Source organism: Pseudomonas sp. RC4D1 (assembly GCF_018390395.1).
GTDB classification, from domain to species: Bacteria; Pseudomonadota; Gammaproteobacteria; order Pseudomonadales; family Pseudomonadaceae; genus Aquipseudomonas; species Aquipseudomonas danubii.
Genome location: NZ_JAHBAW010000003.1, coordinates 1,315,339 through 1,339,126 on the forward strand (window position 1 = coordinate 1,315,339; position 23,788 = coordinate 1,339,126).

At 57.1% G+C, this 23,788-nt stretch carries 26 protein-coding genes and 1 pseudogene; 11 read left to right on the forward strand and 16 right to left on the reverse strand.

Features of this window, described 5'->3' with window-relative positions:
* Positions 1-84 precede the first annotated feature (84 nt).
* Positions 85-672: a TetR/AcrR family transcriptional regulator gene (locus KHO49_RS30640; protein WP_180988380.1), complete on the forward strand. Its 588-nt coding sequence runs from the start codon at positions 85-87 to the stop codon at positions 670-672.
* A gap of 122 nt (positions 673-794) precedes the next feature.
* On the opposite strand, the gene KHO49_RS30645 is transcribed toward KHO49_RS30640, so the two are convergent.
* Genes KHO49_RS30645 through KHO49_RS30655 form a run of 3 tightly spaced genes read right to left on the reverse strand, consistent with a single transcriptional unit; the run spans position 795 to position 2,318 of the window.
* Complete coding sequence (locus tag KHO49_RS30645; protein WP_170003927.1) at positions 795-1,226, reverse strand: carboxymuconolactone decarboxylase family protein; 432 nt, start codon at positions 1,224-1,226, stop codon at positions 795-797.
* Between the two features lie 28 nt (positions 1,227-1,254).
* Positions 1,255-1,875: an FMN-dependent NADH-azoreductase gene (locus tag KHO49_RS30650; protein ID WP_213666465.1), complete on the reverse strand. Its 621-nt coding sequence runs from the start codon at positions 1,873-1,875 to the stop codon at positions 1,255-1,257.
* Positions 1,872-2,318 carry a GNAT family N-acetyltransferase gene (locus tag KHO49_RS30655; protein ID WP_170003931.1) on the reverse strand — a complete coding sequence of 149 codons (447 nt, stop codon included), beginning with the start codon at positions 2,316-2,318 and terminating at the stop codon, positions 1,872-1,874. Before KHO49_RS30655 ends, KHO49_RS30650 begins: the two co-directional genes overlap by 4 nt.
* Positions 2,319-2,405: 87 nt before the next feature.
* Between KHO49_RS30655 and KHO49_RS30660 the strand changes: the two are divergent.
* From KHO49_RS30660 to KHO49_RS30670, 3 genes and pseudogenes are all read left to right on the forward strand, one after another.
* Positions 2,406-3,874: pseudogene (locus tag KHO49_RS30660) on the forward strand (aminotransferase-like domain-containing protein).
* A 261-nt stretch (positions 3,875-4,135) separates the two neighbouring features.
* On the forward strand, positions 4,136-4,627 hold the full coding sequence (locus KHO49_RS30665) for a GNAT family N-acetyltransferase (protein WP_213666466.1): 492 nt from the start codon (positions 4,136-4,138) through the stop codon (positions 4,625-4,627).
* Positions 4,628-4,677: 50 nt separating this feature from the next.
* Positions 4,678-5,073 carry a hypothetical protein gene (locus KHO49_RS30670; protein ID WP_110596875.1) on the forward strand — a complete coding sequence of 132 codons (396 nt, stop codon included), beginning with the start codon at positions 4,678-4,680 and terminating at the stop codon, positions 5,071-5,073.
* An 81-nt stretch (positions 5,074-5,154) separates the two neighbouring features.
* On the opposite strand, the gene KHO49_RS30675 is transcribed toward KHO49_RS30670, so the two are convergent.
* From KHO49_RS30675 to KHO49_RS30685, 3 genes are read right to left on the reverse strand one after another with little or no spacing between them, the layout of a single operon-like run.
* Complete coding sequence (locus KHO49_RS30675) at positions 5,155-5,937, reverse strand: DUF4253 domain-containing protein (protein ID WP_249735894.1); 783 nt, start codon at positions 5,935-5,937, stop codon at positions 5,155-5,157.
* A 28-nt stretch (positions 5,938-5,965) separates the two neighbouring features.
* On the reverse strand, positions 5,966-6,523 hold the full coding sequence (locus KHO49_RS30680) for a hypothetical protein (protein WP_213666467.1): 558 nt from the start codon (positions 6,521-6,523) through the stop codon (positions 5,966-5,968).
* Entirely contained in the window at positions 6,510-7,295 is a 786-nt protein-coding gene (locus KHO49_RS30685; RefSeq protein ID WP_102863385.1) for a response regulator transcription factor, read from the reverse strand. The genes KHO49_RS30680 and KHO49_RS30685 overlap by 14 nt, the downstream gene beginning before the upstream one ends.
* 138 nt (positions 7,296-7,433) lie before the next feature.
* Between KHO49_RS30685 and KHO49_RS30690 the strand changes: the two genes are divergently transcribed.
* Complete coding sequence (locus KHO49_RS30690; protein WP_102879142.1) at positions 7,434-8,537, forward strand: polyamine ABC transporter substrate-binding protein; 1,104 nt, start codon at positions 7,434-7,436, stop codon at positions 8,535-8,537.
* Positions 8,538-8,703: 166 nt separating this feature from the next.
* Positions 8,704-9,897 (forward strand): contractile injection system protein, VgrG/Pvc8 family, encoded by a 1,194-nt coding sequence (locus KHO49_RS30695; protein WP_213666468.1) that lies wholly within the window; start codon positions 8,704-8,706, stop codon positions 9,895-9,897.
* Positions 9,898-10,002: 105 nt separating this feature from the next.
* Here KHO49_RS30695 and KHO49_RS30700 read toward each other — a convergent pair whose 3' ends face one another.
* The 10 genes from KHO49_RS30700 to KHO49_RS31690 all read right to left on the reverse strand — a co-directional run bounded on the left by KHO49_RS30700 (position 10,003) and on the right by KHO49_RS31690 (position 19,746).
* The gene (locus KHO49_RS30700; protein ID WP_110653319.1) at positions 10,003-11,283 is read right to left on the reverse strand and encodes an MFS transporter; all 1,281 of its coding nucleotides are present in this window, start codon (positions 11,281-11,283) and stop codon (positions 10,003-10,005) included.
* Entirely contained in the window at positions 11,280-13,724 is a 2,445-nt protein-coding gene (locus KHO49_RS30705; RefSeq protein ID WP_213666469.1) for a lantibiotic dehydratase, read from the reverse strand. The genes KHO49_RS30700 and KHO49_RS30705 overlap by 4 nt, the downstream gene beginning before the upstream one ends.
* 3 nt (positions 13,725-13,727) lie before the next feature.
* Complete coding sequence (gene tglI / locus KHO49_RS30710) at positions 13,728-14,531, reverse strand: peptidyl (S)-2-mercaptoglycine synthase subunit TglI (RefSeq protein WP_110653317.1); 804 nt, start codon at positions 14,529-14,531, stop codon at positions 13,728-13,730.
* Positions 14,521-15,435 carry a peptidyl (S)-2-mercaptoglycine synthase subunit TglH gene (tglH, locus tag KHO49_RS30715; protein ID WP_102879147.1) on the reverse strand — a complete coding sequence of 305 codons (915 nt, stop codon included), beginning with the start codon at positions 15,433-15,435 and terminating at the stop codon, positions 14,521-14,523. The genes tglI and tglH overlap by 11 nt, the downstream gene beginning before the upstream one ends.
* A 63-nt stretch (positions 15,436-15,498) precedes the next feature.
* Positions 15,499-15,657, reverse strand: coding sequence for a 3-thiaglutamate biosynthesis pearlin carrier peptide TglA (gene tglA / locus KHO49_RS30720; protein WP_185021120.1), 159 nt, complete (start codon positions 15,655-15,657; stop codon positions 15,499-15,501).
* 10 nt (positions 15,658-15,667) lie between these two features.
* A complete protein-coding gene (locus tag KHO49_RS31390) occupies positions 15,668-16,741 on the reverse strand; it encodes a M50 family metallopeptidase (RefSeq protein ID WP_110596925.1) in 1,074 nt (357 codons plus the stop codon).
* A gap of 68 nt (positions 16,742-16,809) precedes the next feature.
* On the reverse strand, positions 16,810-17,619 hold the full coding sequence (locus KHO49_RS30730) for a class I SAM-dependent methyltransferase (protein ID WP_249735895.1): 810 nt from the start codon (positions 17,617-17,619) through the stop codon (positions 16,810-16,812).
* Positions 17,620-17,740: 121 nt separating this feature from the next.
* Positions 17,741-18,487 (reverse strand): methyltransferase domain-containing protein, encoded by a 747-nt coding sequence (locus KHO49_RS30735; RefSeq protein WP_102879149.1) that lies wholly within the window; start codon positions 18,485-18,487, stop codon positions 17,741-17,743.
* 355 nt (positions 18,488-18,842) lie between these two features.
* Entirely contained in the window at positions 18,843-19,274 is a 432-nt protein-coding gene (locus KHO49_RS30740) for a hypothetical protein (RefSeq protein ID WP_213666470.1), read from the reverse strand.
* Positions 19,174-19,746, reverse strand: a complete 573-nt coding sequence (locus KHO49_RS31690; RefSeq protein ID WP_502938132.1) for a DUF6896 domain-containing protein — start codon at positions 19,744-19,746, stop codon at positions 19,174-19,176. The genes KHO49_RS30740 and KHO49_RS31690 overlap by 101 nt, the downstream gene beginning before the upstream one ends.
* Before the next feature lie 520 nt (positions 19,747-20,266).
* Between KHO49_RS31690 and KHO49_RS30745 the strand changes: the two genes are divergently transcribed.
* From KHO49_RS30745 to KHO49_RS30765, 5 genes are all read left to right on the forward strand, one after another.
* Positions 20,267-21,061, forward strand: a complete 795-nt coding sequence (locus tag KHO49_RS30745; protein WP_213666471.1) for a hypothetical protein — start codon at positions 20,267-20,269, stop codon at positions 21,059-21,061.
* Between the two features lie 77 nt (positions 21,062-21,138).
* A complete protein-coding gene (locus KHO49_RS30750; protein WP_249735896.1) occupies positions 21,139-21,810 on the forward strand; it encodes a DUF998 domain-containing protein in 672 nt (223 codons plus the stop codon).
* A 55-nt stretch (positions 21,811-21,865) separates the two neighbouring features.
* Positions 21,866-22,462, forward strand: a complete 597-nt coding sequence (locus KHO49_RS30755; protein WP_213666472.1) for a hypothetical protein — start codon at positions 21,866-21,868, stop codon at positions 22,460-22,462.
* Positions 22,463-22,732: 270 nt separating this feature from the next.
* Positions 22,733-23,296 carry a hypothetical protein gene (locus tag KHO49_RS30760; protein WP_213666473.1) on the forward strand — a complete coding sequence of 188 codons (564 nt, stop codon included), beginning with the start codon at positions 22,733-22,735 and terminating at the stop codon, positions 23,294-23,296.
* Positions 23,297-23,320: 24 nt separating this feature from the next.
* A complete protein-coding gene (locus KHO49_RS30765) occupies positions 23,321-23,698 on the forward strand; it encodes a hypothetical protein (protein ID WP_110653312.1) in 378 nt (125 codons plus the stop codon).
* Positions 23,699-23,788: the final 90 nt, after the last annotated feature.

Genomic DNA, 23,788 nt, shown 5'->3' on the forward strand with positions numbered 1-23,788 from the left:
TCTAAACTGTCAACGGTTTTGATTATGGTCGACATCTATGTATGATCGGCCCCATGATTTTCCGATGCATAGGAGGTATTGCAGGTGAGAGTGAGCAAGGCCCAGGCGCAGGCCAATCGAGAGCACATCGTTGAAACGGCTTCTGAGTTGTTCCGTGAGCGCGGCTTCGACGGTGTGGGGGTGTCGGACCTCATGGCGGCGGCCGGTTTCACCCATGGAGGTTTCTACAAGCATTTCGGTTCGAAGGCCGATCTCATGGCCGAGGCCTCGGCCTGCAGCCTTGCCAAGTCGCTGGCTGGCCTGCAAGCGCTCGATGTGCCTGGCTTCATCGACGTCTATGTGACCCGAGAACACCGCGACGAACGTGGCGGCGGTTGCACCATGGCCGCATTGGGTGGCGACGCGGCGCGTCAATCGGATGATGTGAAAGCGAGGTTTGCCGAAGGGATCGAGCACACCCTGAAAACCCTGGGGGACAAATACCCGACCCGGCCGGATGCCGCACCGGGTGAGGGCAGGCAGAAAATGATCGACCTGCTGTCGCGTGCGGTCGGTGCGATTATTTTGTCCCGTGCCTGCCCGGATGATTCCGCGCTGGCGGATGAGATTCTTGAGGTGTGCCGCGCTGAGATGTTTGCTTCGTTGCCGGTTGATAAAGACCAGCCGGCGTGAAGGGCGACGATTCAAGCCGATAGTGGTGTGGCGCACCAGCACCCGCAGCAGCCCCGGCGGTGGACTCACCCGCGCGAACGGTTAACGGCTGAACCATTGAGGCTGCTGTGCTCTGCTTGCTCTTAGAGCTTCATGCCCACCGCCAGTCGGTTAAAGGCATTCATCAAGGACACGGCCAACGTCAGATCGGAAATTTCGACGTCACTGAAGTGCGCTTTCAGGGGATCGTACAGCGCGTCGGGTGCGCCCTTGTCGTGAACGTAGGTGAGGGTCTCGGTCCAGGCCAGGGCGGCGCGCTCGCGGTCGTTGAACAGTTCGCTGACGCGCCAGCCGGCGAGGCAATCCAGCTTTTCCTGGGCGACTCCACATTCACGCAGGGTCTGCGAGTGCTTGCCCAGGCAGAACGAGCAGCCGTTGATCTGCGACACGCGCAAAAACACCAGTTCCACCAGGGGCAAGCCCAGGGGGCTGGCGACCAGGGCGGTGTTGGTGGCGAGCAGGCCTTGATAGGCGGCCGGCGACAGGGTGGCAAAGGGCAGTCTGAGTTGGCTCATGGTGAAACTCCGATAGGGAAAAAAGTGATCAGGCACAAACGAGGGGGTTGAACAGGGGCTGCAAGGACAGTGCGCTGCGGGCCTCGTCGAGGGTTTCACGCACGGCCTCGTCACCGAATACCAAGCCCTGCAGATAGGTGAACTGCAGGTCGAACAGGCCGAGGGTGTTCAACACCTGGCGCAGGTAAGGCGTCAGAAAGTCCGGTTGGCGTGCCCGTTCGCCCTGGTGAAAACCGCCGGAACTGACCAGGACATGCACCGGGCGGTCCTTCAATAGCCCGACCTTGCCCTCCGGGCCGGAGCTGAAGGTCCGGTGAATGCGTAGCACATAGTCGATCCACAGCTTGAGCGCGGCCGGCAGGGTGAAGTTGTGCATGGGCGTGGCAATCAGCAGGGCATCGCAGCGTTCCAGCTCACGAATCAGCTCTTCGGATACCTCGAACAGTGGCGCGTCGAAGGGCGTGGCGGTGGTCAGGGCGTGGGCGTAGTCCATGCCCAGCGGCGGCAACGGATTGGCCCCCAGATCGCGCTCGACCCGTTCCAGGTGTGGATAGCGTTGGCGCAGGGCGCTCACCAGTTCCAGTGCCAGCTGATTGCCATGGGAAACCTGGCCACGGGGACTGGCGTTGATCAGCAGCAGGTTGTTCATGCCGGCTCCCCACCCTGAAGTCGCTGAGTGAAATGCATGCCCCGGGCCAGCAGCCCCTGGCGGAAATAGAAGCGCTGGGCCAGGGGCATATGCAGGCCGGTATCCAGGACCAAGTGCTCGCATTGACGCTGCACGGCCTCATCCCGCACCGCGCTCAACAGCCGCGCTCCCAAGCCGCTGCGCTGAAGCTCCGGGCTCACGACCAGGTCATCGACGTAGATGAAGCGCCCGTAGAGCAGGTTTTCCAGCTCGCGGTAACCCGCCAGGCCGACGATGCGCTCAGCGTCCCACGCGGCGAGCAAGCGATAGCCCTGCTCGGTTTGCCGGGCCACTTGGGCGACATAGGCCGCCGGGCTGGTGAGGTGCGGGCGCAAGACACGCATCAAGTCGAAACTGGCCGCCAGGGCCGCTTCGCTGTCGAGGTGTTGAAGGGGGTAGGGCATGGTCGTCATCCGCTGCAAAGAGATGACCCACTGTAGAAGGTCAATGGCTTAAGCTACAGGGCCAAAAAATGCATAAATGACTAGGCCATGATCCTTCCTTTCGAATTGGACCGCAGCCAGACTGCGCCGATCTATCGCCAGCTTTACCAGCGGTTTCGCGAGTCGATTGCCGATGGCCGCCTGCGTCCGGGAGACCGCGTGCCTGCCGTTCGCGCCTTGGCGGCGGAGCTGAACCTGGCGCGAGGCACCGTGGAAGCGGCCTATCAACTGCTGATAGGCGAGGGCTACCTGATTGCTCGCGGGGCCGCCGGGACCATTGTCACCCCGCAACTGGCGCCGATTTGTGCGCCCGTGCAGCGCGCCCCGGTGGCAGCAACGACCCACCAAGCCACCCATGCCGGCATATCGCCCTTGGCACTGCAAATGGGCCTGCCAGCGCTGGACGCCTTTCCGCGCAAACTCTGGACCCGCCTGGCGGGCCGGCAACTGCGCCAGGCGGGCGTCGAAGGCCTGGTCTACCCGGACGCCCGCGGCTACGCCCCGTTGCGGGCGGCCATTGCCTCCTACCTGGGGATTTCCCGCGGCATCACCTGCCACCCGGAGCAGATTTTCGTCTGCGCCGGCTACCGCGCCTGTCTCGACCTGATCAGCCACACCCTGATGCGTCCAGGCGCCACCTGCTGGCTGGAGGAACCCGGCTACTTCATGGCCAGGAACGCGCTGCTGGAAGCCGGCGCACAGTTGGTGCCGGTGCCCGTGGACGATCAGGGCCTGGACGTCGCCCAAGGCATCGCCCGCGCCCCAGAGGCCGGCTTTGCCGTGGTCACCCCGACCCACCAGAGCCCGCTGGGGGTGTCGCTGTCCCTGCCGGGGGGGGGGGGGGGGGGGGGGGGGGGGGCCCGCGGGGGGGGGGGGGGGGGGGGGCGCCCGGGCGGGGGGGGGGGGCGGGGGGGGCGGGCCCCCCCCGCCAGGGGAGCTGGATCATCGAGGACGATTACGACAGTGAGTTCCGCTACCAAGGCAAACCCTTGCCCGCCCTCAAGAGCCTCGACCAGCAGGGCCGCGTGCTCTACACCGGCACCTTCAGCAAAGTCCTGTTTCCAGGGCTGCGCCTGGCCTACCTGGTGGTGCCCGCCGAACAGACCCCAGCGTTCGCCCGCCAGGCGGATCGTCTGCACAATCACTGCCCGCATCTACTTCAAGCGACCGTCACCGCCTTCCTCAACGAGGGTCACTTCGCACGGCATCTAAATAAAATGCGCGGCCTCTACGCGCGACGCCGTCAATGGCTGATCGATGCGTTGCATCAACAGTTTGCCGAGGGTTTACAGATAAACCCTCAAGCAGGCGGCATGCACTTGGTCGCCGGTCTTGGGCAAGGGAATGATGTCGAGCTCGCCCAGCGCGCCCGGGCGGTGGGCATCGCGGTTGAGCCGCTGTCACAGTGGTACCTGGAAGCCCAGTCCAGGCAGGGTCTGGGGATGGGCTTCACCAACGTTGCCAGTGCCGAACAGGCATCGACGCTGGCGCTGCGCTTGGCGCAAGTCATCCAGTGAAGAAGGGAGCTGATTGTTACTGTCGAGAAATGGCCCGCAGCAAGGTTTGAGTCGCAACAGTCCCGCCGGGACCACTTCGCGATGGAGCACTTTTTTCTGAGCTTGAAAAGGGAACGCATGTGGCGGTGTGGTTATACCAACCCTGCCGAAGCAAGCAGCGACATCGCTGAACGAGGTGTCTGTTTGCCGCGGCGTTGCTGCGTATCGCAAGGTTGGATGTTCTGGTATAGAAACACTCCACTCAAGCCAAGGACGACGACTGTGCAGATACGCAAGATGACTCACGAAGACCTGCCGAGCGCCGCTGCCCTTTGCCTGGAAGCGTTCATGCTGGCGGTTGCGCCTTCGCTGTCAGCGCAGGGCGTGGAAACCTTCGCCAAGGTAGCGGCAAAGGAGGCGTTTGCCGAACGAATGGCGAGTGACAACCTGATGCTGGTTTGTGTCACAGAGGGAACCCTGGTCGGACTGATCGAGCTCAAGGAAGGACGCCATGTGGCGATGCTGTTCGTTGCGCCGCTGTGGCAGCGTCGCGGCGTTGGCAAACGCTTGGTGAACGCAGCTCTGGAGCAGGCCAGAGCCGATGTGGTAACCGTCAGAGCGTCTCTGTCCTCAGTGGCAGCTTACGAAGGTTACGGTTTCGCCTTGGCTGGGGAGGAGGGCGAGTTTGCCGGGCTGATTTATCAGCCGATGGAGAAGCGGCTGCAGTCCTTCAATACTGGCAAAAACCGACTAGAACCAGCCTCTGAGTTTTAAGCGCTTGCTTAAGCAATCTCGTGTTTCTGATCGGCAACAACGGAGAATCTATGCCAGCAGAAGTAAGTCAAAAGAATGGACTGACGCTGACCATCCTGTCGTGTCCAAGCGGCCGGCCACGCTGTGTTCTGGTTCGGCTCACCGGCACTGCGCTGCACGCAGAAATAGCCTCGGAAAAGACCTCAGCCGGAGATGTGCAGCAACCGATGGACGAGTTCTTCAGGTCGCTAGCGCAACTTGAAGAGGGCACTGCTCAAGATTGGCTTTCTGAAGGCCAGGATCTGGCCTTTTCTGCCAGCAGAGATCCATTGTTTCCAGGGTTGGTTTTTTTACGCATCTACTTAGGCTCAACTTCAGATGACGACTGTGATTGGCAGATCAATGGGTCGTTGTTACTCACCCCGACCCAAGTCGCTCTGTTTGCCGAAAAGTTGAAGCAGATTTAACCGATCGGCTTTTCTATTCGATTCATAACCGGCCTCAGCCACCATCCATCGTCTGCTCTGGCAATGCCCTTTCTCCAAGCGTCATTCCACGTAGCGCAGCCAAAGGTGTGTCCGCTCGCGGATCGCCTGGACGACCGCTGAAATCACCGCTTGCCGGTTCTCATCAGGGGTGTTGTAGAGCGCACAAAAATCCTTCGCCACGGCGTTGGCGACGTGCAGGTCGGCAGGCGCTGCACGCAGGAAACCGAGGTAAGACGCGCCAACCCCCATCAATTCATAACCGTGGGCCTGGGCAAAATGGCGCGCTAGCGCATAGTTTTGCGCGGGGCCCAGGTCGCAACTGAAATAGCCGTTGGGAAACGCAGCCAGTGCCTGGCAGGCATGCTCGACCGGAACCAGGAGCGCCGAGAGAGGTTGGTCGAGCAGTGAAACCGGATTGTCCTGATAGTCCATCCATTCCTGCAGGGCGGGCTGGTCAAGGGTCAGGCCGTGGGCGCAAGCATCTTCGAACGAGCTGCCGGCCACCAGCTCGGTGAAGTTGCGCAAGCAGATTGCGAACTCGGCTTTGGTGGTGGAATAGCCCAGGTATTCGCCCTGTTCGAAGCATTCGGCAGGTAACTGGGCAATGTCCTGTTCCGAGGCCTCGTCCAGTCCCAGGTTGTTACGGGCATGCCCGCAGGTGTAGCGAGCCTGGGGCAGATCATCCAGCGAGAAGAGGGGCCTGAAGCCTGGGTGGTTGCCGGCGATCTGGCGGTAGGCGTCGATCAGCTCATCCAGGCTGGAAATGGCGCTCAGGCTGTACTCATCGCAGGTGCCGGCAGCGGGGTTGCCAGGCATTGCGTTACCGCGAAATTGCATATCCATCGAAGTGCTCCCTGCTTAGGGTTGATGTTCAGGTCAATGATTCAGCTTTTCTGCGCGCCAGCGCACCACCTGCCAGCACCGCCGGCATGATGGCCAGGCAGCAGCTGATATGCACCCAGCTTATTTGGCTTAAGGAGAAGATCCCCACGGGAACGCCCCACACCAACAAAATGATGACCCCGACCCAGATGGCGGGACGCAAGGAGCGGGTCGCGTGGGTCCGGGTGCTGACAAATCCCCCCAGCCCTGCCATGAGGGCCCAGCTCAGCACCGTCAGCCATTGAACGCTATGCAGGCTGACCAGTTGATTGTGCTGTTGTTTCCAACCCGGTTCGCCAAGGGCAACGAACGCAGGCGGGAGAAACTGTGCAATGACCAGCCCGAAAACAGGCAGCACCAGGGCGCAGGAGAGCAGGCCGAAGAGAATGGCTTTAAACATGGGGTGTTCGACATCCGTGTTGAGAGGGGCTTGGAGGGTGTTGCTGATGGGATGCGGGGTTCGTGAGGCATCCAGGCTATGCAGTGGTTTGCTTACGGTTTCCCGGCAGGGATCGTCATCGAGATCGATAGCGTCAAGAGAGAACATCCTGTTTTGGCATGAAGAATCGAGCGAAGAGTTCGGATTGCGACTTGATGTTCAGCTTGGCGTAAATGTTGCGACGGTGAACCTTTATCGTCTCTGCCGAGAGGGAAAGTTTGCCAGCGATCTCCTTGTTGGAAAAGCCACTGAGCAACAGCCTGAGTACATCGCTCTCGCGGGTGGTTATTTGTGTGCCTAGCTGGCTAATGGTTTCGGGCCATTGCGGCGGGGCGCTGAGGTTTTTCTCGACATCCGTTTCAAAGCACATGCGCTGATGCATCAACGCAGTGACCCACGGCTTGATCAGATCCAGCATCGTGATCTGTTCTTGATTGAAGTGCACGCCGCTGCCAATGGAGATGCACAGGGTTCTGTCGGCATCGAGCTGGATGTTGTATTGCACTTCATCGACAGAAATGTATTGCGCAAAGTACTTGTGGTAGTACTCGGTTTCCCGAAAGTACTCCGGCGCAATATCCAGCAGGTGAAAGAATCCGCTCTGCGGGTTTTCTCGATTGGCGATATAAAAGGGGTCCAGCAGATATAGCCCCTTTACATACAGGTGAATAAACGCATCCACCTCTTCCACATCGGCTACTTCGGGAAGGCTGACCACTTGTACTTGTTGATTGCTGAAGATCAGCACGACCCAGTTATCGATCTGCACATATTCATTGAGTGTGCGAATAAGCGAACTCCAGAAGTCTGGACGGTTCAGCTGCATGATCAGTTTTCCAATCGAGCGGTGCCAAGCCAGGCTATGCAGGTCGAGTGGCATTTTCTACCCCTTTAGGGTTAGGGAGTCGTAGGTAAAAGGTAAGTAATCGTAGGTATTTACTATTGCCCAAGGCTCGGTATATTCGCCTTCAAGGTTTACGACAGCCATGAGGGCACGTCGTCTAGACAGGGATGTTGCATGAGAAAATCACCTTTGCGAACCGTTTTTTCGGTCGCGTTGCTCTGCGCCGGAATCAGTACATCCGCAGGTGCAGTAGAGCCAGGGATGTACCTGTACAACTGGTTCGGGCTGCTGGCTCCGGAAACGCCAAAAGAGTTCGAACAGGCCACGGGCACCCGAATTCACATGGATGCCTTCGACAGCGCCGAGATCATGCAGAGCAAGGTCATGGCCGGACGCACCGGCTATGACGTGGTGGTGGCGACCTCCAATGTGTTGCCCAGCCTGATCGAGGCGGGGGTGCTGCAGCCGCTGGACCCTGCCCAACTGAGTAACCTGTCCCACGTCGACCCGGCCATCCTGGCCCAACTTGCGGTCAACGACCCAGGCAATCGCTACGCTGTGCCTTATTTGTGGGGCACCACCGGCATTGGCTATGACGTGGATAAAGTCAAAGCGGCATTGGGTGATCATGCGCCAGTCGATAGTTGGGACTTGATCTTCAAGGAAGAGAACATCAGCAAGCTCAAGTCTTGCGGTGTGGCCATGCTTGATTCGCCCAGCGAGATCATTTCGATTGCCTTGAATTACCTTGGGCTCCCCAGCAATAGCAAGAACCCGGATGATTACCAGAAGGCTCAGGAACTGCTGTTGAAGATCCGGCCTTATATCGTTTATTTCGATTCCTCCAGAATTGACACTGACTTGGCGGGCGGCAACATTTGTGTCGTGGTGGGCTGGGCTAATGGCGCCCTGGCGGCGCAGGCCGCCAACGAAAGTGCCAACACCGGACGCACGATCAGCTACAGCCTGCCTCGCGAAGGTGCGTTGGTCTGGTCGGAAAACCTGGTGCTGCTCAAAGACGCGCCTCACCCAAAAGAAGGCCTGGCGTTTATCAATTACATGATGCGTCCGGAAGTGATTGCCAAAACGTCAAATCACACGCTGTATCCTAATGCCAATAAGGATGCCACCGAGTTTGTCCAGCAGAAGTTGCGCGATAACCCATGGATATATCCAGACAAGGCAACCGTCGCAACACTGGTTCCGCTTGAACCGCTGCCATTGAAGTTGGAGCGCATCCGGACGCGGGTCTGGACCAAGGTGAAGAGCAGTATCTGATCGGGTTTGACTCTTCCTCTCCTGCGCCATGCACGTTTTATAGCGAGTGCGGGCTCATTATTTAAAACATTCGTTGAAATGTATTCGTCATGCGGGAAATTAACTTTCCCGCATGGCGGTATGCGCCTGTGTCCATTCAATACCTGATCCAAGAGGAGCACAGTGGATGTTCAGCCCAGCCAATCAAACGCACTTCTGTTTGACCATCGACGGTTTTGCGCATGACGTTCAAGTGCTCGCATTCACCGGGGAAGAGGCGATCAGCAAGCCTTACTTTTTCAAGGTGGAGTGTGTGAGTGAGCGACCCGACCTGGAACTGCAAAGCCTCGTCGACAGGGAGGCCTTCCTGGCTTTCGATGGCCACGGCAATGGCATTCACGGGCGCATCTATCACATCGCCCAATGTGCGGACACCCAGTGCTACAACCTGGCCCTGGTTCCGCACCTGTCCTACTTGCGCCACCGCACCAACCAGAGGATCTATCAGCAGTTTTCGGTGCCGGCCATCGTTGCCCTGATTCTCGAAGAACACGGGATTCTGGGCGATGCCTACCGCTTTGAGTTGGACTCGACCTACCCCGAGCGTGATTGCTGTACCCAGTTTGGTGAAACGGATTTGCACTTCATCCAGCGCTTGTGTGAGGAGGAGGGGATTCACTTTCACTTCCAGCACAGTGCTCAGGGTCATGTGCTGGTGTTTGGCGATCATCAGGCGGTTTTTCCCAGGATCGAGCAAGCCACGGCTGTCGTCCCCGAGGGCGACAGGCGGGCCAACGAGCGACTGATCAAGCCCGCCAGGCAGCTCACCCCGCAGGCCGGTGAGCACCGCCGCGCGGCCTACCGTCCGCTTGAAAGCCAAGGTCAGCAAACCGGGTTAGCCAGTGGCCATGTTCTGGAAATTCCCGGCCCGCCGGGCCAAGAGCGCAATGAGCCATGGCTTCTGACTCGGGTCATCCATGAAGGCAGACAGCCACAGGTATTGAATGAGTACGCCAGTGGCGACCCGGCTGACGATGACCGGCATCCGGGTTACTGCAATCGCTTCATGCTTGTGCCGGGGGATGCGCTCTATCGTCCGCCTTTGGCTCACGAGAAACCGCAGGTGCCCAGCCAGACTGCGCTGGTTATCGCCATGGAAGATGAAGCGCTGCGCACTGATGGGCGCTGCGCGAGGCTCAAGGTCAAGTTTCCCTGGGATCGGGAAGGTCGGTTTGACGACAAAAGCAGCTGTTGGCTAGGAGGCGCTGCCAATTGGCAGTGCGAATTGACGCCACTGCGAACGGGCGTGGAAGTCAGGGTCACCTTTCTTGAAAGCGACCCCGATCAACCGTTGATCAGCGGTTGCCTGTGCTGTCAGTGATTCGATGCTGAGCATGCCTTGCTCGCTCATACGCAGCGCAACTGACGGGTTTTTGCGGCGGGTTGACGGACCTGTGGTCAACGAAGACCAGCTGGCCGTCAGCGTTTACCGCGCCGTCGCTGTTTTCAGTTGCCACGGTTTGAAACTCAGCCACAGCAACACCCCAGGTACCTGCAACGCAATCATCACGCCCAGCGACCACTGATAAGCCTCCACCGGATGCCCTTGTCCACTGGCCGGCCACAGGTTCAGGATCTCTCCCATCAACCATTGCAAGGCGAACGCCAGCACGAACACCACCAGGTTGAACGACGAGCTGACCCGCCCGGCCAGTTCAGGCGATACCGACTGGGCTACGATCGCGTAGTTCATGGTGGTGGAGGTGCCGAAGAAGCTGAACCCCATGGCAATCAGCAGCGGCGACACCGGCAGTCCGCTGATCATCAGCGATTGAAACACGATGAAGATCGCAACCCCGGCGCCGCACACCATGATCGGCTGCACACCAAAGCGGCGCAGGTAGTCGGTGATCGAGCCGAAGGCCAGCGAACCTGCCACCATCGCCACGGTGCCCCAGAGCAAGGTATTGGCCATGCTCGACTCGCTCAGCTGGGCGACATCGCGTAGCCACGGTCCCATCCACAGCGACAGCACCGACATGTAGATCGCATGGGCAAACACCGAGTACAACGCCAGTCGCCAGAATACCCACGAGGAGTAAAGCGTCCCCACGGCCTTGGACATTTCGGCCAGAGTGGTGTGCTTGGGTTTGTAGGTGCGCGGCACGCTCAGGTGAATGACCGCGCTGACGAACAGAGTCAACAGCGCCAGAATCAAGAACGCTTCACGCCATGAGATCCACTTGAGCAGTTCATGCAGCGGCGTGGTGGACGCCATGGCGCCCAGGCCGCCTACCGACAACAGGCACGCCGTACTCAGCGGCAGGCGCTCGACCGGCAGCCAGATGGTGCACGCCTTGATCGCACTCATCAGCGAACCGGCAACCCCCAGGCCGATCAGGCCGCGACCGATGATCAGACCCAGCTCAGTATGGGAGAAGCTGAAAATCAGCGAGCCCAATACCGCGAACAACAGCATGGGGGCCTGCACGCTGCGCGGACCGTAGCGGTCGAGCATGACGCCGAGCGGAATCTGCGCCGCGGCGAAGGTCAGAAAGTACACGCCGGTCAGCAGGCCCATGCTGCTGGCCGGCAGGTGCAGTTCCTGCTCCAGGTCCACATAGATCAAAGCGTTGACCGTGCGAAACAGGTACGAGACGAAATGGCCGAGGCCAAAGGGAATGAATATGGTCAAAAACAGGTACACAAACGTGTGCTTTATTTCCTGGTCGGCCTTGGCGCAAGAGGCTGTATTTTCTTTACTCATGTCGCAAGAGCCTCGCATGTGGAAAAGGTTGTGCGTATTTCACAGCAGAAACGCCCCCGTGCCTCTTCAAGCCAAAGTTCATCGGGGCACGGTCGCATTTCCGAGAACTTGACGTGGCCAGCGTTCTTCAGCGCATTGCTGATGCCGTCGAAGGACAAAGGGTTGTCGAAGTCGAGGAACAGCGGTTTGGGTTCGGTATCGATCTTGACGAAGGCATAGCGGGGCAAACCATGAGCGCCAGCCCAGGCACGCCATTGCAGGGTGTGTTCAAGCTCGTCGATCGAGCCCTTCGGTTCCGGCAGGCGATCGCGGGCAAATAGCCAGGAAGCGCGCTTGTAGAGGGTCCGGCCCAACCAGATACGGCGGTGATCGTGTTTGGCCACGGCGCTGCCGGCCAGGGCGAAGCCCAGCCGATGCAAGGGCGTGGAATACACGCACAGCAAGTCTTCGCTGAACTGACCTAGGGCGTCGACCACTTGCAGGCGACCGTTCACCCGCAGCACTTTTGCCCTGCCGGCGGCAAACTGCTGGTGCGCTGCGACACAACCGCCGCCAGACGGCAGCACCAATTGCAGGTAGGAGGGCTGCAATGGCCAGTCGATGTGGGAGCGCTGATAGCTCTCGGGCGAGTCAGCCAGTACCAGGCGCGGGCGTTGGAAAATCGCCTCCACCTGTTGGTTTATCTGCGTATTGAAGGGTCCGAACGGGGCGGCAACGGGCTGGCTCAGCGTATGAACTGCCGGGTGCACTTCACCGACGATGATTTCGTAGTCGCCGCGATTGAAAGCCTCGACCGACGCGCTGGAGAGCAGGATATCCGGAGAGTGAAAGTCGCTGCCGAACACCTCGAAGCCTTCGACATCCAGACGAGTGTTCAGCAGGCTGATCAGGCGCTCGACGTCCGCAGCACAAAGACGCACTTCGGCATGCTCCGGGAAGTCCTGCAGCAGTTGCGCCCAAGCGGTTTCCAGGCACTGATCGAGGTCGCCGATGATGCGCGCCTCAAGTGCAGGCAACAGAGGGGCAAGGGTGTTGAGCAGGTCGAGAAAATCAACCGGTTTGCCGGGGTTGGCCACCTGGCGCTGCTCCCAGACCTCAATGAAGGCCTGATTGAGCTGGTGCGCGATGGCTTTGATCAGCCACTGATTGATGCGCATCAGCGGCGCCAGTTCTTGGTTGATTTGGTCGAGCATGGCTTGCCCAAGGCTGATGTTCATGTTTCTCGAACAATCTTCGTACAGCGGGTAACGCCCGACATACATGGCGCCGGTTTCTCGGCTGAGGTCGACCCCGGCCTCGCCAAGCAGTTGGTTCAAGCGTTCCAGGCATTCGGTCCGACGCATCAGGTCGCCGTGGGCATAGTCACGGCGCAAGCCCTCCAGTGCTTCAAGGCGCGATTGCCAGAGCTGGTTGAACGGGTCGGATACCCCCGCGTTGGCCAAACAGCGTTGCAGCTGCACGATGGGGTGACGCTCACGGGGTGACATTTGCCAGCCCCGGCGCACGATACGTTTGCTCACCAGGTGCTCCAGCAGATCGCGCAATGTGCCAGCCGCATCTTCCGGACAGTTGTTCAATATCCCCGCATAAGTGGCGGCTCGACCCGGGTGCTCGCTGATGTACTGCAGTACCTGGGCGGTTTGCGGGTTGAGGCGCTGGCTTTTGCCAATCGGCATGAACAGGGTCTGTTCGTGCAGGTAGCAGCCGGTATTGAGCTGCAAGGGCATAAGGTCGGTGTCTGGGCATTGCTGGTTGATCTGTTCGACCAACCGCTGTACCACCCAATTCTCGAAGAAGGTGTGGCGATCCTTGATCCACGCCGTGTCATCCTGGGTCAGATGCACATTGGCCGTCTGCCGGGTATCGAACCGGCCCCAGGCCAAAGGTCCGAAAAAACTGGAGGTATCGTTCTTGGCGCAGAAACGTTGCGCGTAACTCCAGCCCAAGCGCAGCTTCTGCTTTTTGCGGCTGTCGTTCCTGCTGTGCCGATCCCTGATCAGCTCACGGATGCGTGTCAACGCCGACGGGTTGGAGATGAACAAGGCCTCGGCCACCGCTTCGTCATCCAGGAAGTCGATCAGCCCTTGGCGGGCGCTCTCCAGATAGGCGTCATATTCCCGGGCGGCTTCTTCAGGCGCTGACGTTCGCGCCAGCAAAGCATTCCAGTGTTGCAAAGCCCCACCGAGAGGTTCGCGCAGTACTTCTGGCAGATCGGTGGGTTGCAGGGCCTGGTTCTCGTTGAGTTTGCGGATGAATTTGCGGCAGGCCTGGGGCGAATGCGCGTTGGCCTTTTCAAGTAGCGTCGCCTTCAGCGTCTGCAAGGAGCGGAAGTCTTGCTCGAAGGCGCGGCATGCCGGCAGGTCGGCGAATCGGCCCAGATCCGTCAAGTGATGAATGGGGAAGCCGGTCGAGCGCAGCCAGAAGTACTGTGAGCTTTCCATGGTCTAGGCTGGCATCCTGATGGCGTTGAGTCGATGCAGCTTATCGAGCAGTGCCAAGTCTTCGCCGCTGGGTTGTGCGGCGCTGGAACCCAGTATCTGCATCAAGCTTGCGAGTGACTGTGGTTGCTCCAGGCAGTGATAGAGGTACGCAGCGCGCGGGCTGATCAGGGTGAATTTGTGGCGCGCCTCAGGGGTGGGCAAATACACCAAGATGTGCTCGCTGGCTTCCTCCGGTCTGCTACGCCCGAGCAGGCTTTTATCACGCAACCAGTGCGACAGCGCATAGCGACTCTGGTAAATGCGTGCACCGTCGGTGCGTTGATAAGTGCCCGGCACTGCGGCACTGGTTTCCACCAGCCCGATGTAGAGGCGCACAGATTCGCGTTCAAGGCCCATCAGGTCGCGAATCTGCGGGTAGTCGGCGAGTTCCTGGCGCTCGAGCAGAAAGCCCAATGCCGCATCGCAATAGCCATACACTCTTGGCCCGTAGTCGAACCACTCTTGTTGGCGCAGGAATGCCTTGGACAGTGCCGGCAGGTCCAGGTCGATGTTGAGCAGCGCGCGCAGCGTCAATGGCGCGCCGGTTTCCAGCGCATTGATAAAGGAATTGACCAAGCGGAACTGATAGTTTTCGACGAACCATTTCACTCTTTCAAACTGACTGCCATAGGCCTGCAGAATCACCCGCTCGTTATCAGGAAAGTGTTCCAGCCATTGAGTCGCGCCTTGAGCTTCGAACAACTGCTGCTGCAGTGTTTCATCGCGTAGCAGGCGTCGCCACAGCTTCCAGACCTGCTCAGCATCCATGCGTCAGCTCCTGTGCCGCTTTTGTGTAGTGATTCCAGATGTTCTGTGCGCGCCGCACATCGGTGACGATCATGTGTTCGTCGTTGGCGTCCATCACGCGTGTCAGTGCGTGGTGAGCCTGCCCCTGGTATTCGAGGATGATCGCCGAGGGTTGGCAGCGGGACATGAGTTCCTGGTACAGATCCCAAACAGGTTCGGGCACACACGAGTCATGCCAGTCGTGGTAGAGCCCCTCATGCCAGCTGCCACCTGCCAGATGCACAGAGATCACCTTGTCCAACGGCAAGGTGTCGAGGTAGTCGCGCAAGTCGAAGTTTTTCAGGTTCAGGTGGTTGGTGTAGATGTTGTGCAAGTCCAGGTGCAAGAAGGTGCCGGACTGCTGCACGAGACGGGCCAGGAACTCGGCTTCGCGCATTTCTGCACCCGGGCATTGCAAGTAATAGGCGGCGTTTTCATGGGCCAGTGGCATCCCATAATGTGCCTGCAAAGCCTTCGCGCGTTCGGCGCAGCGCAGAACCTCTGCATTGGAAAACTGCAGCGGGCTGCTCCAGATATCCAGCCAGGAGTTGTCGCCATAAAAACAATGGTTGGCGACCCATGGGCTGTTCAGCATCTTGGCCAGGGGCACATGGCGTTGCACAGCGGCGGTTTCTTCAAGCGGGCTGAAACCAAAGTCGCAACCGTAGTTGGAATGCGCCAGCAAGGTGAATTTCTCAGCCAGCCGATTGATCATCGCCTGGGCCGCGGGCTTGATGATCTGCGGGCCATCCATAGGGGCCATGATGTTGTCGAGCAGTATTTCCAGCACATCGACTTCGATGTCCTCAAATGGAAACCAGTCGAGGATCTCGGGGTTGTACTGGATACCCACACCAATCGGTTCGGGCTTAACGAAGTGAGCCATGTGGTTGCCCAGTTTGAGGAAGGGGAGGCTCCCTCGACGTCAAGCCGAGGAAGCTCGGAGCGATCAGGCGAAAACTTTGCTTTCGATGATTTCGATATCGTCGAGGTCGAACTCCTCGAACGGTGCATCGGTAAGGGCTTGCGGCGCGACGTCGGCCGGGGCGGTTGTGGTGGTGGGTTCATCCATGGCGGCAATAGCCGGAGTCACTGTAGGTTGAGTCATGACACTGTCCTTATGGGTGGTTGAAAAGGCGAATCAGGGTGGCTGCGATGAAGCTCCAGGCGATGACCCAGCCCAGGCAGGTCAACAGGAATGTGCTCCAGTAGAGCCTGCGCAATGCAGGGGAAAGGCTTTCCTGCGGCGCGCTGCGCCAATGGCGCTTTACATAGTTGAAAGCACGCTGGCGCAGGCGCGGTTGCCCCAGCACTTCGGTAATCGCCAGGTAGGTGTCGCCATTGAAGATGGGCAGCAGGGTGGGGATGAGGGAAATGCACGAAGCCACGATCATCACCACGAAAAGGGCGGGTAAAACCCCTTGGGTGTCACGGAACATCGCCCACAGGGCAATGCCCACTCCCGCATACAGAAGGCTGACCAAGGGGCCTGCCAGAATGGTGATCACCCGTTGGTTCAGCGGTAGCTGCGACCATTGCGTCTGCACCGGACGTACCCAACCGGTGGCGAGCAACAAGTAGATGCCGATCCCGAAATCGTTGACCTTGACCCCATAGTGACGACAGGCCATCGCGTGCCCCAGTTCGTGAAGGGCGATGGAGGTCAGGATCACCGGGAAGTGCCAGAGCAGCCAGCGGTAACTGTGGATATAGGTGGCGCTGACATCGGCCATGAAGCTGTCCAAGTGCGCGCCCAGGTACACGAAGCTCAACAGGGACAAGGCCAGCAGCGGCAAAATGAATGCCGCGCGGCAGCACCAGGGCGCCAACCGGTAAAGATGATCAAGCAATGGCTGCGGGTTGGTTTTAACCAGGTTAATCAGCAAATGCTCTTTCAGCGGGCCATAGGTTATGCCCGTGGCGGGATCGCGCAGGTCCTTTTTATGATCCGTTTGCTCGCTGCTCAGCAGTTTCAGGTTGAGCAGTTTGCGCTCGAACTGCGCAAGCTTCTCGGGGCTGACCTTGATTCGATGCTGCGCCAGGGCGGCGTCGACAATCGCTTGCAGGTTTCGCTGGCCATCGAACAGCAAGGCAAGTGAGTACTCGGCCTGGCCCAGTTCAAAACCGATATCACTACGGGGGTCGTAGAGGTTGTAGCGCCGGGTGACCGCGTCTGCTGGCGGTGGTGTCACGACCAGATCATCCCTGAAACAGGAATGGACGCGGGCACTCGACTTTTCGAGGGCATAGGCCGAGGCACTCATGTGCGGGGTCGCATCGAGTGCAGGCTTGGCATGTAGGACTCCTGCAGTGCCTTGCGGCCCTGAGCCTTGATGCTATCGAGGTGCTCGGTGGCAGGCTGGGCACAGGCTCGCCCCAGTACGAACACCGCCCCCGGTCGGGTCGGCCCGCACACGGGCTCATGGGTGGTCTGGATCGGCTCCCAACCATGCCGGTACATCAGGTGCTCGATACTGCTGGCACTCAAGTAGCGGCGATGGTTATGGGTTAGAAACCCTTGTTTGATGCCATAACCCAACGCGCGACCTTCAATCAGCAGCAATCCGTCCTCGGCACTGGCCTGCCGGCAAAGCTGCATGACCTGGTTGACGTCATGAACATGCTCCAGCGAACCATTGATGATGATCAGGTTGTAATCACCCGTGGGGCTCATGTGTTCGGCGCCCACCAGGTCGATGTCCAGGCCGATATTCTTGCCGTATTCGACGTAGGCCCGGTCGGGGTCATTGCCTCTGACTGTCCAGCCGCGCTTGGCAAAAGGAATCATCAGGCCGCCGGCGGAGCAACCGACGTCAAGCATTTTGCCTTTGGCGGGAAGCACATCTTGCAGGTACTGATACAGATGTTCGCCGCGGCGTACCTGGTCCAGAAAGAAGGCGCGCTCCGGCTCCGTATTGCCGAACAAACTCAGGCGGTAGAACTTGTCGTAGTAAGCGCTGTAGAAGGCTTCGTCGAAGCGGTATTGCTGGAAAATATGCCCACAATCCTGGCAGCCGAGCACTGGCAATGCCACCGCCTGGTCACCGGGGCCCTGGACACTTTCCAGCAAAACCCGATGATCTTTGGAATTGCAAAGTTCACAATCCATTTTCTGCGCACGAAAGGTTTCAGGCATTTGCAATAGTTGCAAATACTGTTGTTCTATAGTTGTACTCACAATGAAGCTCCATTCACTTAATGCAGAAGAAGCCTTCAAAGCAAATATATTTGAAAATACTGGTTATATCCTTGAAGCCGGCGCGGGATAACATGTCGATATTGCCGGCCGTGGAAAAAGGCTCAAGTACACCTTTCAAACTTCTGGTCTTCGCCAGGATTTCCTCGGCGTTATAACCTTGGTCGCGCTTATAATCTACATACAGGCTGCTGAGAATGTCTTGAAAGCGTGCATCTGGGCCGCGTACTTTTTCAAACATGATAAAAGCACCGCCCCAGTTCAAGGTCTCGTAGATACGATCGAACAAGGCTTGGCGAATGCGCGGGTGCACGAACTGAATAGTGTAATAAGCAACTATCAGATCACTTTTTTCATAGGGAAAGGTCAGGATATCGTCGGTAACGAAGCTGACGTTGTGCTGCGGCGACGCGCTCAAGAGCTCATTCGCCTTGCGCGTCATGGCCTCTTCCACATCAATGCCCACCCACTTCACCGAGGCGCAGTGACGCTGTGCAAGTTGCCGAGTGAGGGTGCCGGTGGAACTACCCAGTTCGTAGCAGGTGCTATCACTCTTTACAAAAAAGTCGCTGAGCGACAGCACGATGTTATGCCCGTCCTTATATTTAGGTACGGACTTCGAAACATGGGAGTCAAAGTGTTGCGGGGTACTGCCTCCGAAACTCCATGAGGCATTACTCGACTCTACGCCGTCACCGACGGTTTCGTAGAGAGTGGCAGGCGAGGTAATTAGGGAAGACATGTATGTCACATCCTTGTCCGATACCAATAGGGGTGTACTAGTACAACGAGATTCCTTTCTCTTGGACGGGAGAGTATCCAGTCTTAGTTAACGTGTCATCATTTTTTTTTGCGAACAATAAAGGTGCAGGCGCACCAAAAAGGTGCGATAAATCGCTGTTGAGAATAGTCCGCAGTACACACCGATTGTTGATGTTCTCGGTACTTGAGGTTGCACTGTTTGAGGCGATGGATCTTCCATCGCCTTGAAGGCGCATCAAGCCGCCAGGCAGAGGGCTCGGACCGCGCTCGATAGTGATTCGTTGTTTGACATCATCGGCCTGATTCCCGGTATCGATCCTGAGGCCAGGGCTTCTTCATGACTGTTTGGCAGCGTAGGTCTCGCCCGTCAGCAGCATGACGCCTTCTTTTGAGCTGACGCGGGTGATGCTGTTGATCACGACATTAAGGCCGCTTGAATGCGGGAACAGCGAAAACAACAACTCGAAATACAGGTAGTCCTGCACCAGGCGCGCCGCCAGATCGGGATGGTCTTGCAAGAGCGCCCTGAAGCTTGGGTAACCCAGCTGTGCAAGCTCCGGAATGTCGACAAAACCCTGGTCGATATCGTCGGTTTTGCATTCGGCGGCGAAGGTGTCGGCGCAGTCAAGAAAACACTGCGGCAGATCGTGGTGGTGGATGCGCAGTTCATAGGGCGCTGCTGGGATCGTCAGTGCCTCGCCGAAGCCCAGGCTGCGATAGCCGATGGTTTTTGGGTCGATGAGTTGGTCGGCTGAGGTGAATTTCATGATGTGCTTTCGGGTTGCTCGGGTGATGAAGGGGGTGGCTATCTTCGAGCCTTCTCGCTTGGGGTTTGGCGGTTGCGACGTAGTAAAGGATATAGCCTGAATACACTAGGGAGCCTGCTGCCACTTCGTTGTCGAAGCAGTGCTTTAGTTCATTCTCATCCGCAAAACCGTATTCCAGGAGCCTATTCTCGGCAAAGCCGGCCAGCCTCGATAGGGTTACTCCGTCGATTTCTCCCTGCTCGCCAAAGTCAAAGCTCACCGTTGCTGTGGGTAAGTGAACGGCGCAGCCAAAACCGTGCTTGAAGTAACGAATACCGCCAGCTAGTTCTCCTTGATCCGGGATATCGGTTCCCACCCAATCGGCGTTGCTGGCGGGGAGGGGAATGGCGGATTGTTGCATCAGTTCGACAGCCGTGCGGATGCTGGCCTGGTAGTCGGAAACAAGATGGGCGAGGTGCGGGTTCATGGGCATTCACGTCGAGGTTGAAGGGGCGGGGAGCCTGGTTTTCCCCAGAGGCGCTTGATCAGTTCCTGCATCGCGTTGTAGTGCCCGGTGCGCAGCCAATTTTGACATACCTTGAGAGTCGACCTTGGGGGGGGCTGGCCTCTATCTATGGGTTGCATCGTTCAATGATGAGTTTTTTGGTTCATTGGTGAGCTCGGAGCACATTGCCACTATCTGAGCTATAAACATCTAAATGAAGCGTGTTTTAGAGGGATCTACCAATGAGTAGTACTACGTCGACAAGCCCGAGCTTCCACATTTTTCCATATAAAATTGAACTTTTTGGCTGTTCTTCTCTAACCACCATGCTTTCCCCAGCAGCCACAGTAGATCAACTATTAATCGGCAATATGCTTCCTGATTACATAGTGGCGACTCAGGAATATTACTTCACGGGCGATATGTGCTCGACTTGGTTTATATCTAGGTCACTATTGCAGCTATGTGGCCAAGCGTCAGATGTACCTTCCGAAGAAAGGAGTCATTCATGAAAAGCGTCGCACTGATAACGATTCATGGCATGGGGAAAATCAAACCGGGATATTTTCGAGATCTTGAAGAGGGGGTCATCGAAAAGCTCGGGAGTAAGAAGTGGGATAAAGTATCCTTCAAGAACATACAGTATGCCCCTGTTTTACAAGGTCCTCAGGATGAGCTATGGAATGCCATGTTGAAGGAGAAAACCAATGAGCTTGATGCGCTGAAAATACGACAATTCTTTCTGTTTGGTTTTGGGGATGCCGGGTCTTTGGAATACAGTGCGCAAAAGGACCCGAGCAAATATCTAGCTGTCCAAAAAGAAATCCAAAATGTTTTGTTGTCTGCATTCGAAGAGTGCGGTAGTGATCCGAATACGCCAATAGTTTTGATTGCTCAGTCTTTGGGTTGCCAAGTCATATCGAATTATCTGTGGGATGCCCAAAATGGAAGGTATATATTTTCATCACCCGATACCGGTCCGAAGGCGAATTTTCTTAAGCTGAAGTCGCTCAATAATCTAATTACAACGGGGTGCAATATCCCCATCTTCGTCTCAGGTCTGGACGCAAGGGTTTGCTTTGATCCGCCAAGCCCCAATTTTACCTGGGATAACTACTATGATCAGGATGACGTATTAGGCTGGCCATTACGCCAACTTGGAAAGAATTACAATATTGTTCATGATCATTCGATTAATGCCGGTGGCATACTTTCGTCATGGAACGTCGCGAGCCATGGTGAGTATTGGTCTGATAAAGATGTAATTTCCGCAGTGTCGACAAGACTGATGGAACACCTATAGATGGATTTAAAATGCCCCGGCGCCTAGGTTTGTCAATCCGATTCACGCCGGGGCAACGGTGTACCTGAAAAGCTCTGATGAAAATCAGACTATATGAGGAACAGGTTATGCTTTCAACGCCTCAGCGACCTGAAGTAGATAACAATACGATAAAGTTGCAAGTGGGCATAATAGCCATGGTGCTTGCGAATGTAACGGACTTTCTTTCGGGAGGGGACATAACTTCTATAAGTGCTTCGTATCATGAGAGTGAATGGGGGCGCAATTTGTTTGTTGGGTTGCTTTTTGCGATATCTGCTTTTATGCTCGCGTACAATGGCTTTTCGCGAAAAGAGATGTTGCTTAGTAAAGTGGCGGCCGTTGCCGCATTTGGTGTTGCAATATTTCCATGCGGGTGTAATGGATATATAGAAACCATACCTCATGTGCACTATGTTTCTGCTGCTGTGATGTTTTCCATATTGGCTTATTTTTGTTACTTGTTTCGTGGGCGTGCTGAGTCCAAGGGGCATGTTGAGGCAAGGCGGCGATCGGTGATTTATACCTTCTGTGGCGTTGCAATAGTTTTTTCAATGCTGGTGATGGTTGTTGATCATGTTTTTAATGATGCGTTATCTGGCTTTATTCCGAGACTTACTTTTTATTGTGAGCGGGTTGGCTTGATCGCATTCGGCATATCCTGGTTGACCGCCAGTAAGTTGCTCCCGGTCATTTCTGCGGATGACGAGAGGATTCATCCATTTAAATAGACGTCTCAGTTGGAAAGTCACGTGTTGGAATCATTAACTAAGCGGAAAGATACGGATGTTTGATGAGCTGACGTTTACCTGTGAAATACCTGAGAAAAAAGATGCTTATGTCGGTGCTGGGGCCTGCCTGCCCACTGATCTGGCTTGGCCCTGTTCGCCTGATGGAGTGCCGCTCACACACCTCATGGCCTTGCCTGGAAGCTGGTTTTCAGGAGCCTTGATCGACAGGAATTATTGGGTTTCGGTTTTTATGCCTTATCAGCCGGGTGAAGTGGCTCACTATCGAAAGCTGCGCGCCATTGACGGTCGTTCGCAAGCAATTGTCATGGGCTATGTTCGAGCCGGTTCCGAGCGGAATGAGGCGGCTCAGCCGATTTCAGATCGCGGGACGGTGCGGCTAGGGGTGAACGCCGACGTGGACGATGATGAAAACCTGGCCTCGAAGTTGGATGGCGTGGACGCTTGGCTGCAGTCGCCTGTTTCAGCGGGGGCAGGGCGTAGAAGGGTTTCCATTTATGGGGGCGATCTGGATAGAGCGCTGCCTGAGCATAAAGGCGTGCTTTCGGATGGCATGGGGTATCTGTTTCTGGATGAGGACTTTTCAGAGAGGACAGGCGCGGGGATTGGTCGGTTCTTTTTGCAGTTGGGGTAGGGCGATACGGCGCTATTGAACTGATGCTCAGAAAGGCAGCATGGAAACGCCCTGTCACTTGGTCGGAGCTTTGCCTAAGTGTCTGCGGCTTTTGGAAGCTACCCGTTTGGACTCGCCGGTATCGCTACCTTTCTCAGGGAGCAAGTTCCAGGAAGTTTTGCGACCGCTGTTCTCGTCAAAGGCATAGGACGGATGTGCTAGATAGCCCTTTGCTACATGTTCAGGGTGCGAAGCTATTGCCTCCAAAAATAACGGCAAAGGACCGCCCCCATGACCGCTTTTACAAGGCAGCTTTTGCCTGCCGCATTACTGTGTAGTGCCCTCGCTGCCCAGGCGAGCGAAGTGCTGAAGGGCGACTACTGGGTCGTTCACTACCAGGGTGCCTTGGGCAAGAATCAGGTGTTCATCGCCGACGGCGACCCCACTCACATCATCAATCGTCCAGGTGGCGCGAAATCATTGGGTGTCTATCAACTTTACGAAGAGCCCGGCAAACCCAACTTCACCTCTTACGATGTCGAAATCGATTGTGCGAAGAACCGCGTGCGCATCATGGATGCGGCGGATTTCCACAGCGTGTTCAATGAATTTCGCAATGCGAAGTATTCCAGCCAGTGGCAGAGCAAACCTGACGCCTGGCTGGCACAAAGCCGTGACTTTGTCTGTAAGCCGACTGAACGCCAGGCCAAGAAGATGGAGCACTTGGGTGTGATGTCCGCGTCGCAAATGAGCAAGGCAGGACCGCAGTTCTTCGAGATATTGAATCGCGAGACGGCCAAGGCGGCCATCATGCAGAAGATAGATGAAGGGTTCGCGCAGATGTCTGCCAAGTAACCTGGCCTTCAGGGAGAAGACCTTATGAACCGATTGTTTATGTTGGCCCTGCTCGCCACCTTGCTCAGTGGCTGCGCATCATTGTCGGCCAGTAGTGCCTGGAAAGATCGCCCGGTGGGCGAACTGATCGACTTCTTCGGCGTGCCAAGGCAGATCATGGTAGCGCCGGAGGAAGATATGGTCGTGCTCAGATATGTCCGTGACAGTAGCTATGTTTCACGTGAAGCAGCGGGTACTTACACGGGGCCGCAGAACGGGCAACTTGTGCACGCAGAATACTGGGAAGACGTGCAGCACTCAGGCAGTTGCGAAATCAATGTGTTCGTCAACAGAGCGCGACTGGTGGAGAAGGTGCGAACTAAAGGGCGTTGTGTAGCGGTCGAGATGGGGCCGGCAGGGTAGGAGTGGGCTGCTGGCGAGGGCAGATGCCACGAACAGGCACATCAAGACAGTGGTCGTCGACCTGCGCTACGGGCGCGTGCATGGCGCACT

What these genes read in the sequence shown, in the direction of transcription:
- KHO49_RS30645 (WP_170003927.1), bottom strand. Translation starts at nt 1,226, where the DNA reads ATGAGCCAACTCAGACTGCCCTTTGCCACCCTGTCGCCGGCCGCCTAT.
- KHO49_RS30650 (WP_213666465.1), bottom strand. Translation starts at nt 1,875, where the DNA reads ATGAACAACCTGCTGCTGATCAACGCCAGTCCCCGTGGCCAGGTTTCC.
- KHO49_RS30655 (WP_170003931.1), bottom strand. Translation starts at nt 2,318, where the DNA reads ATGCCCTACCCCCTTCAACACCTCGACAGCGAAGCGGCCCTGGCGGCC.
- KHO49_RS30670 (WP_110596875.1), top strand. Translation starts at nt 4,678, where the DNA reads ATGCCAGCAGAAGTAAGTCAAAAGAATGGACTGACGCTGACCATCCTG.
- KHO49_RS30675 (WP_249735894.1), bottom strand. Translation starts at nt 5,937, where the DNA reads ATGGATATGCAATTTCGCGGTAACGCAATGCCTGGCAACCCCGCTGCC.
- KHO49_RS30680 (WP_213666467.1), bottom strand. Translation starts at nt 6,523, where the DNA reads ATGTTCTCTCTTGACGCTATCGATCTCGATGACGATCCCTGCCGGGAA.
- KHO49_RS30685 (WP_102863385.1), bottom strand. Translation starts at nt 7,295, where the DNA reads ATGCCACTCGACCTGCATAGCCTGGCTTGGCACCGCTCGATTGGAAAA.
- KHO49_RS30690 (WP_102879142.1), top strand. Translation starts at nt 7,434, where the DNA reads ATGAGAAAATCACCTTTGCGAACCGTTTTTTCGGTCGCGTTGCTCTGC.
- KHO49_RS30695 (WP_213666468.1), top strand. Translation starts at nt 8,704, where the DNA reads ATGTTCAGCCCAGCCAATCAAACGCACTTCTGTTTGACCATCGACGGT.
- KHO49_RS30700 (WP_110653319.1), bottom strand. Translation starts at nt 11,283, where the DNA reads ATGAGTAAAGAAAATACAGCCTCTTGCGCCAAGGCCGACCAGGAAATA.
- KHO49_RS30705 (WP_213666469.1), bottom strand. Translation starts at nt 13,724, where the DNA reads ATGGAAAGCTCACAGTACTTCTGGCTGCGCTCGACCGGCTTCCCCATT.
- tglI (WP_110653317.1), bottom strand. Translation starts at nt 14,531, where the DNA reads ATGGATGCTGAGCAGGTCTGGAAGCTGTGGCGACGCCTGCTACGCGAT.
- tglH (WP_102879147.1), bottom strand. Translation starts at nt 15,435, where the DNA reads ATGGCTCACTTCGTTAAGCCCGAACCGATTGGTGTGGGTATCCAGTAC.
- tglA (WP_185021120.1), bottom strand. Translation starts at nt 15,657, where the DNA reads ATGACTCAACCTACAGTGACTCCGGCTATTGCCGCCATGGATGAACCC.
- KHO49_RS30735 (WP_102879149.1), bottom strand. Translation starts at nt 18,487, where the DNA reads ATGTCTTCCCTAATTACCTCGCCTGCCACTCTCTACGAAACCGTCGGT.
- KHO49_RS30740 (WP_213666470.1), bottom strand. Translation starts at nt 19,274, where the DNA reads ATGAAATTCACCTCAGCCGACCAACTCATCGACCCAAAAACCATCGGC.
- KHO49_RS31690 (WP_502938132.1), bottom strand. Translation starts at nt 19,746, where the DNA reads ATGCCCATGAACCCGCACCTCGCCCATCTTGTTTCCGACTACCAGGCC.
- KHO49_RS30745 (WP_213666471.1), top strand. Translation starts at nt 20,267, where the DNA reads ATGAAAAGCGTCGCACTGATAACGATTCATGGCATGGGGAAAATCAAA.
- KHO49_RS30750 (WP_249735896.1), top strand. Translation starts at nt 21,139, where the DNA reads ATGAAAATCAGACTATATGAGGAACAGGTTATGCTTTCAACGCCTCAG.
- KHO49_RS30755 (WP_213666472.1), top strand. Translation starts at nt 21,866, where the DNA reads ATGTTTGATGAGCTGACGTTTACCTGTGAAATACCTGAGAAAAAAGAT.
- KHO49_RS30760 (WP_213666473.1), top strand. Translation starts at nt 22,733, where the DNA reads ATGACCGCTTTTACAAGGCAGCTTTTGCCTGCCGCATTACTGTGTAGT.
- KHO49_RS30765 (WP_110653312.1), top strand. Translation starts at nt 23,321, where the DNA reads ATGAACCGATTGTTTATGTTGGCCCTGCTCGCCACCTTGCTCAGTGGC.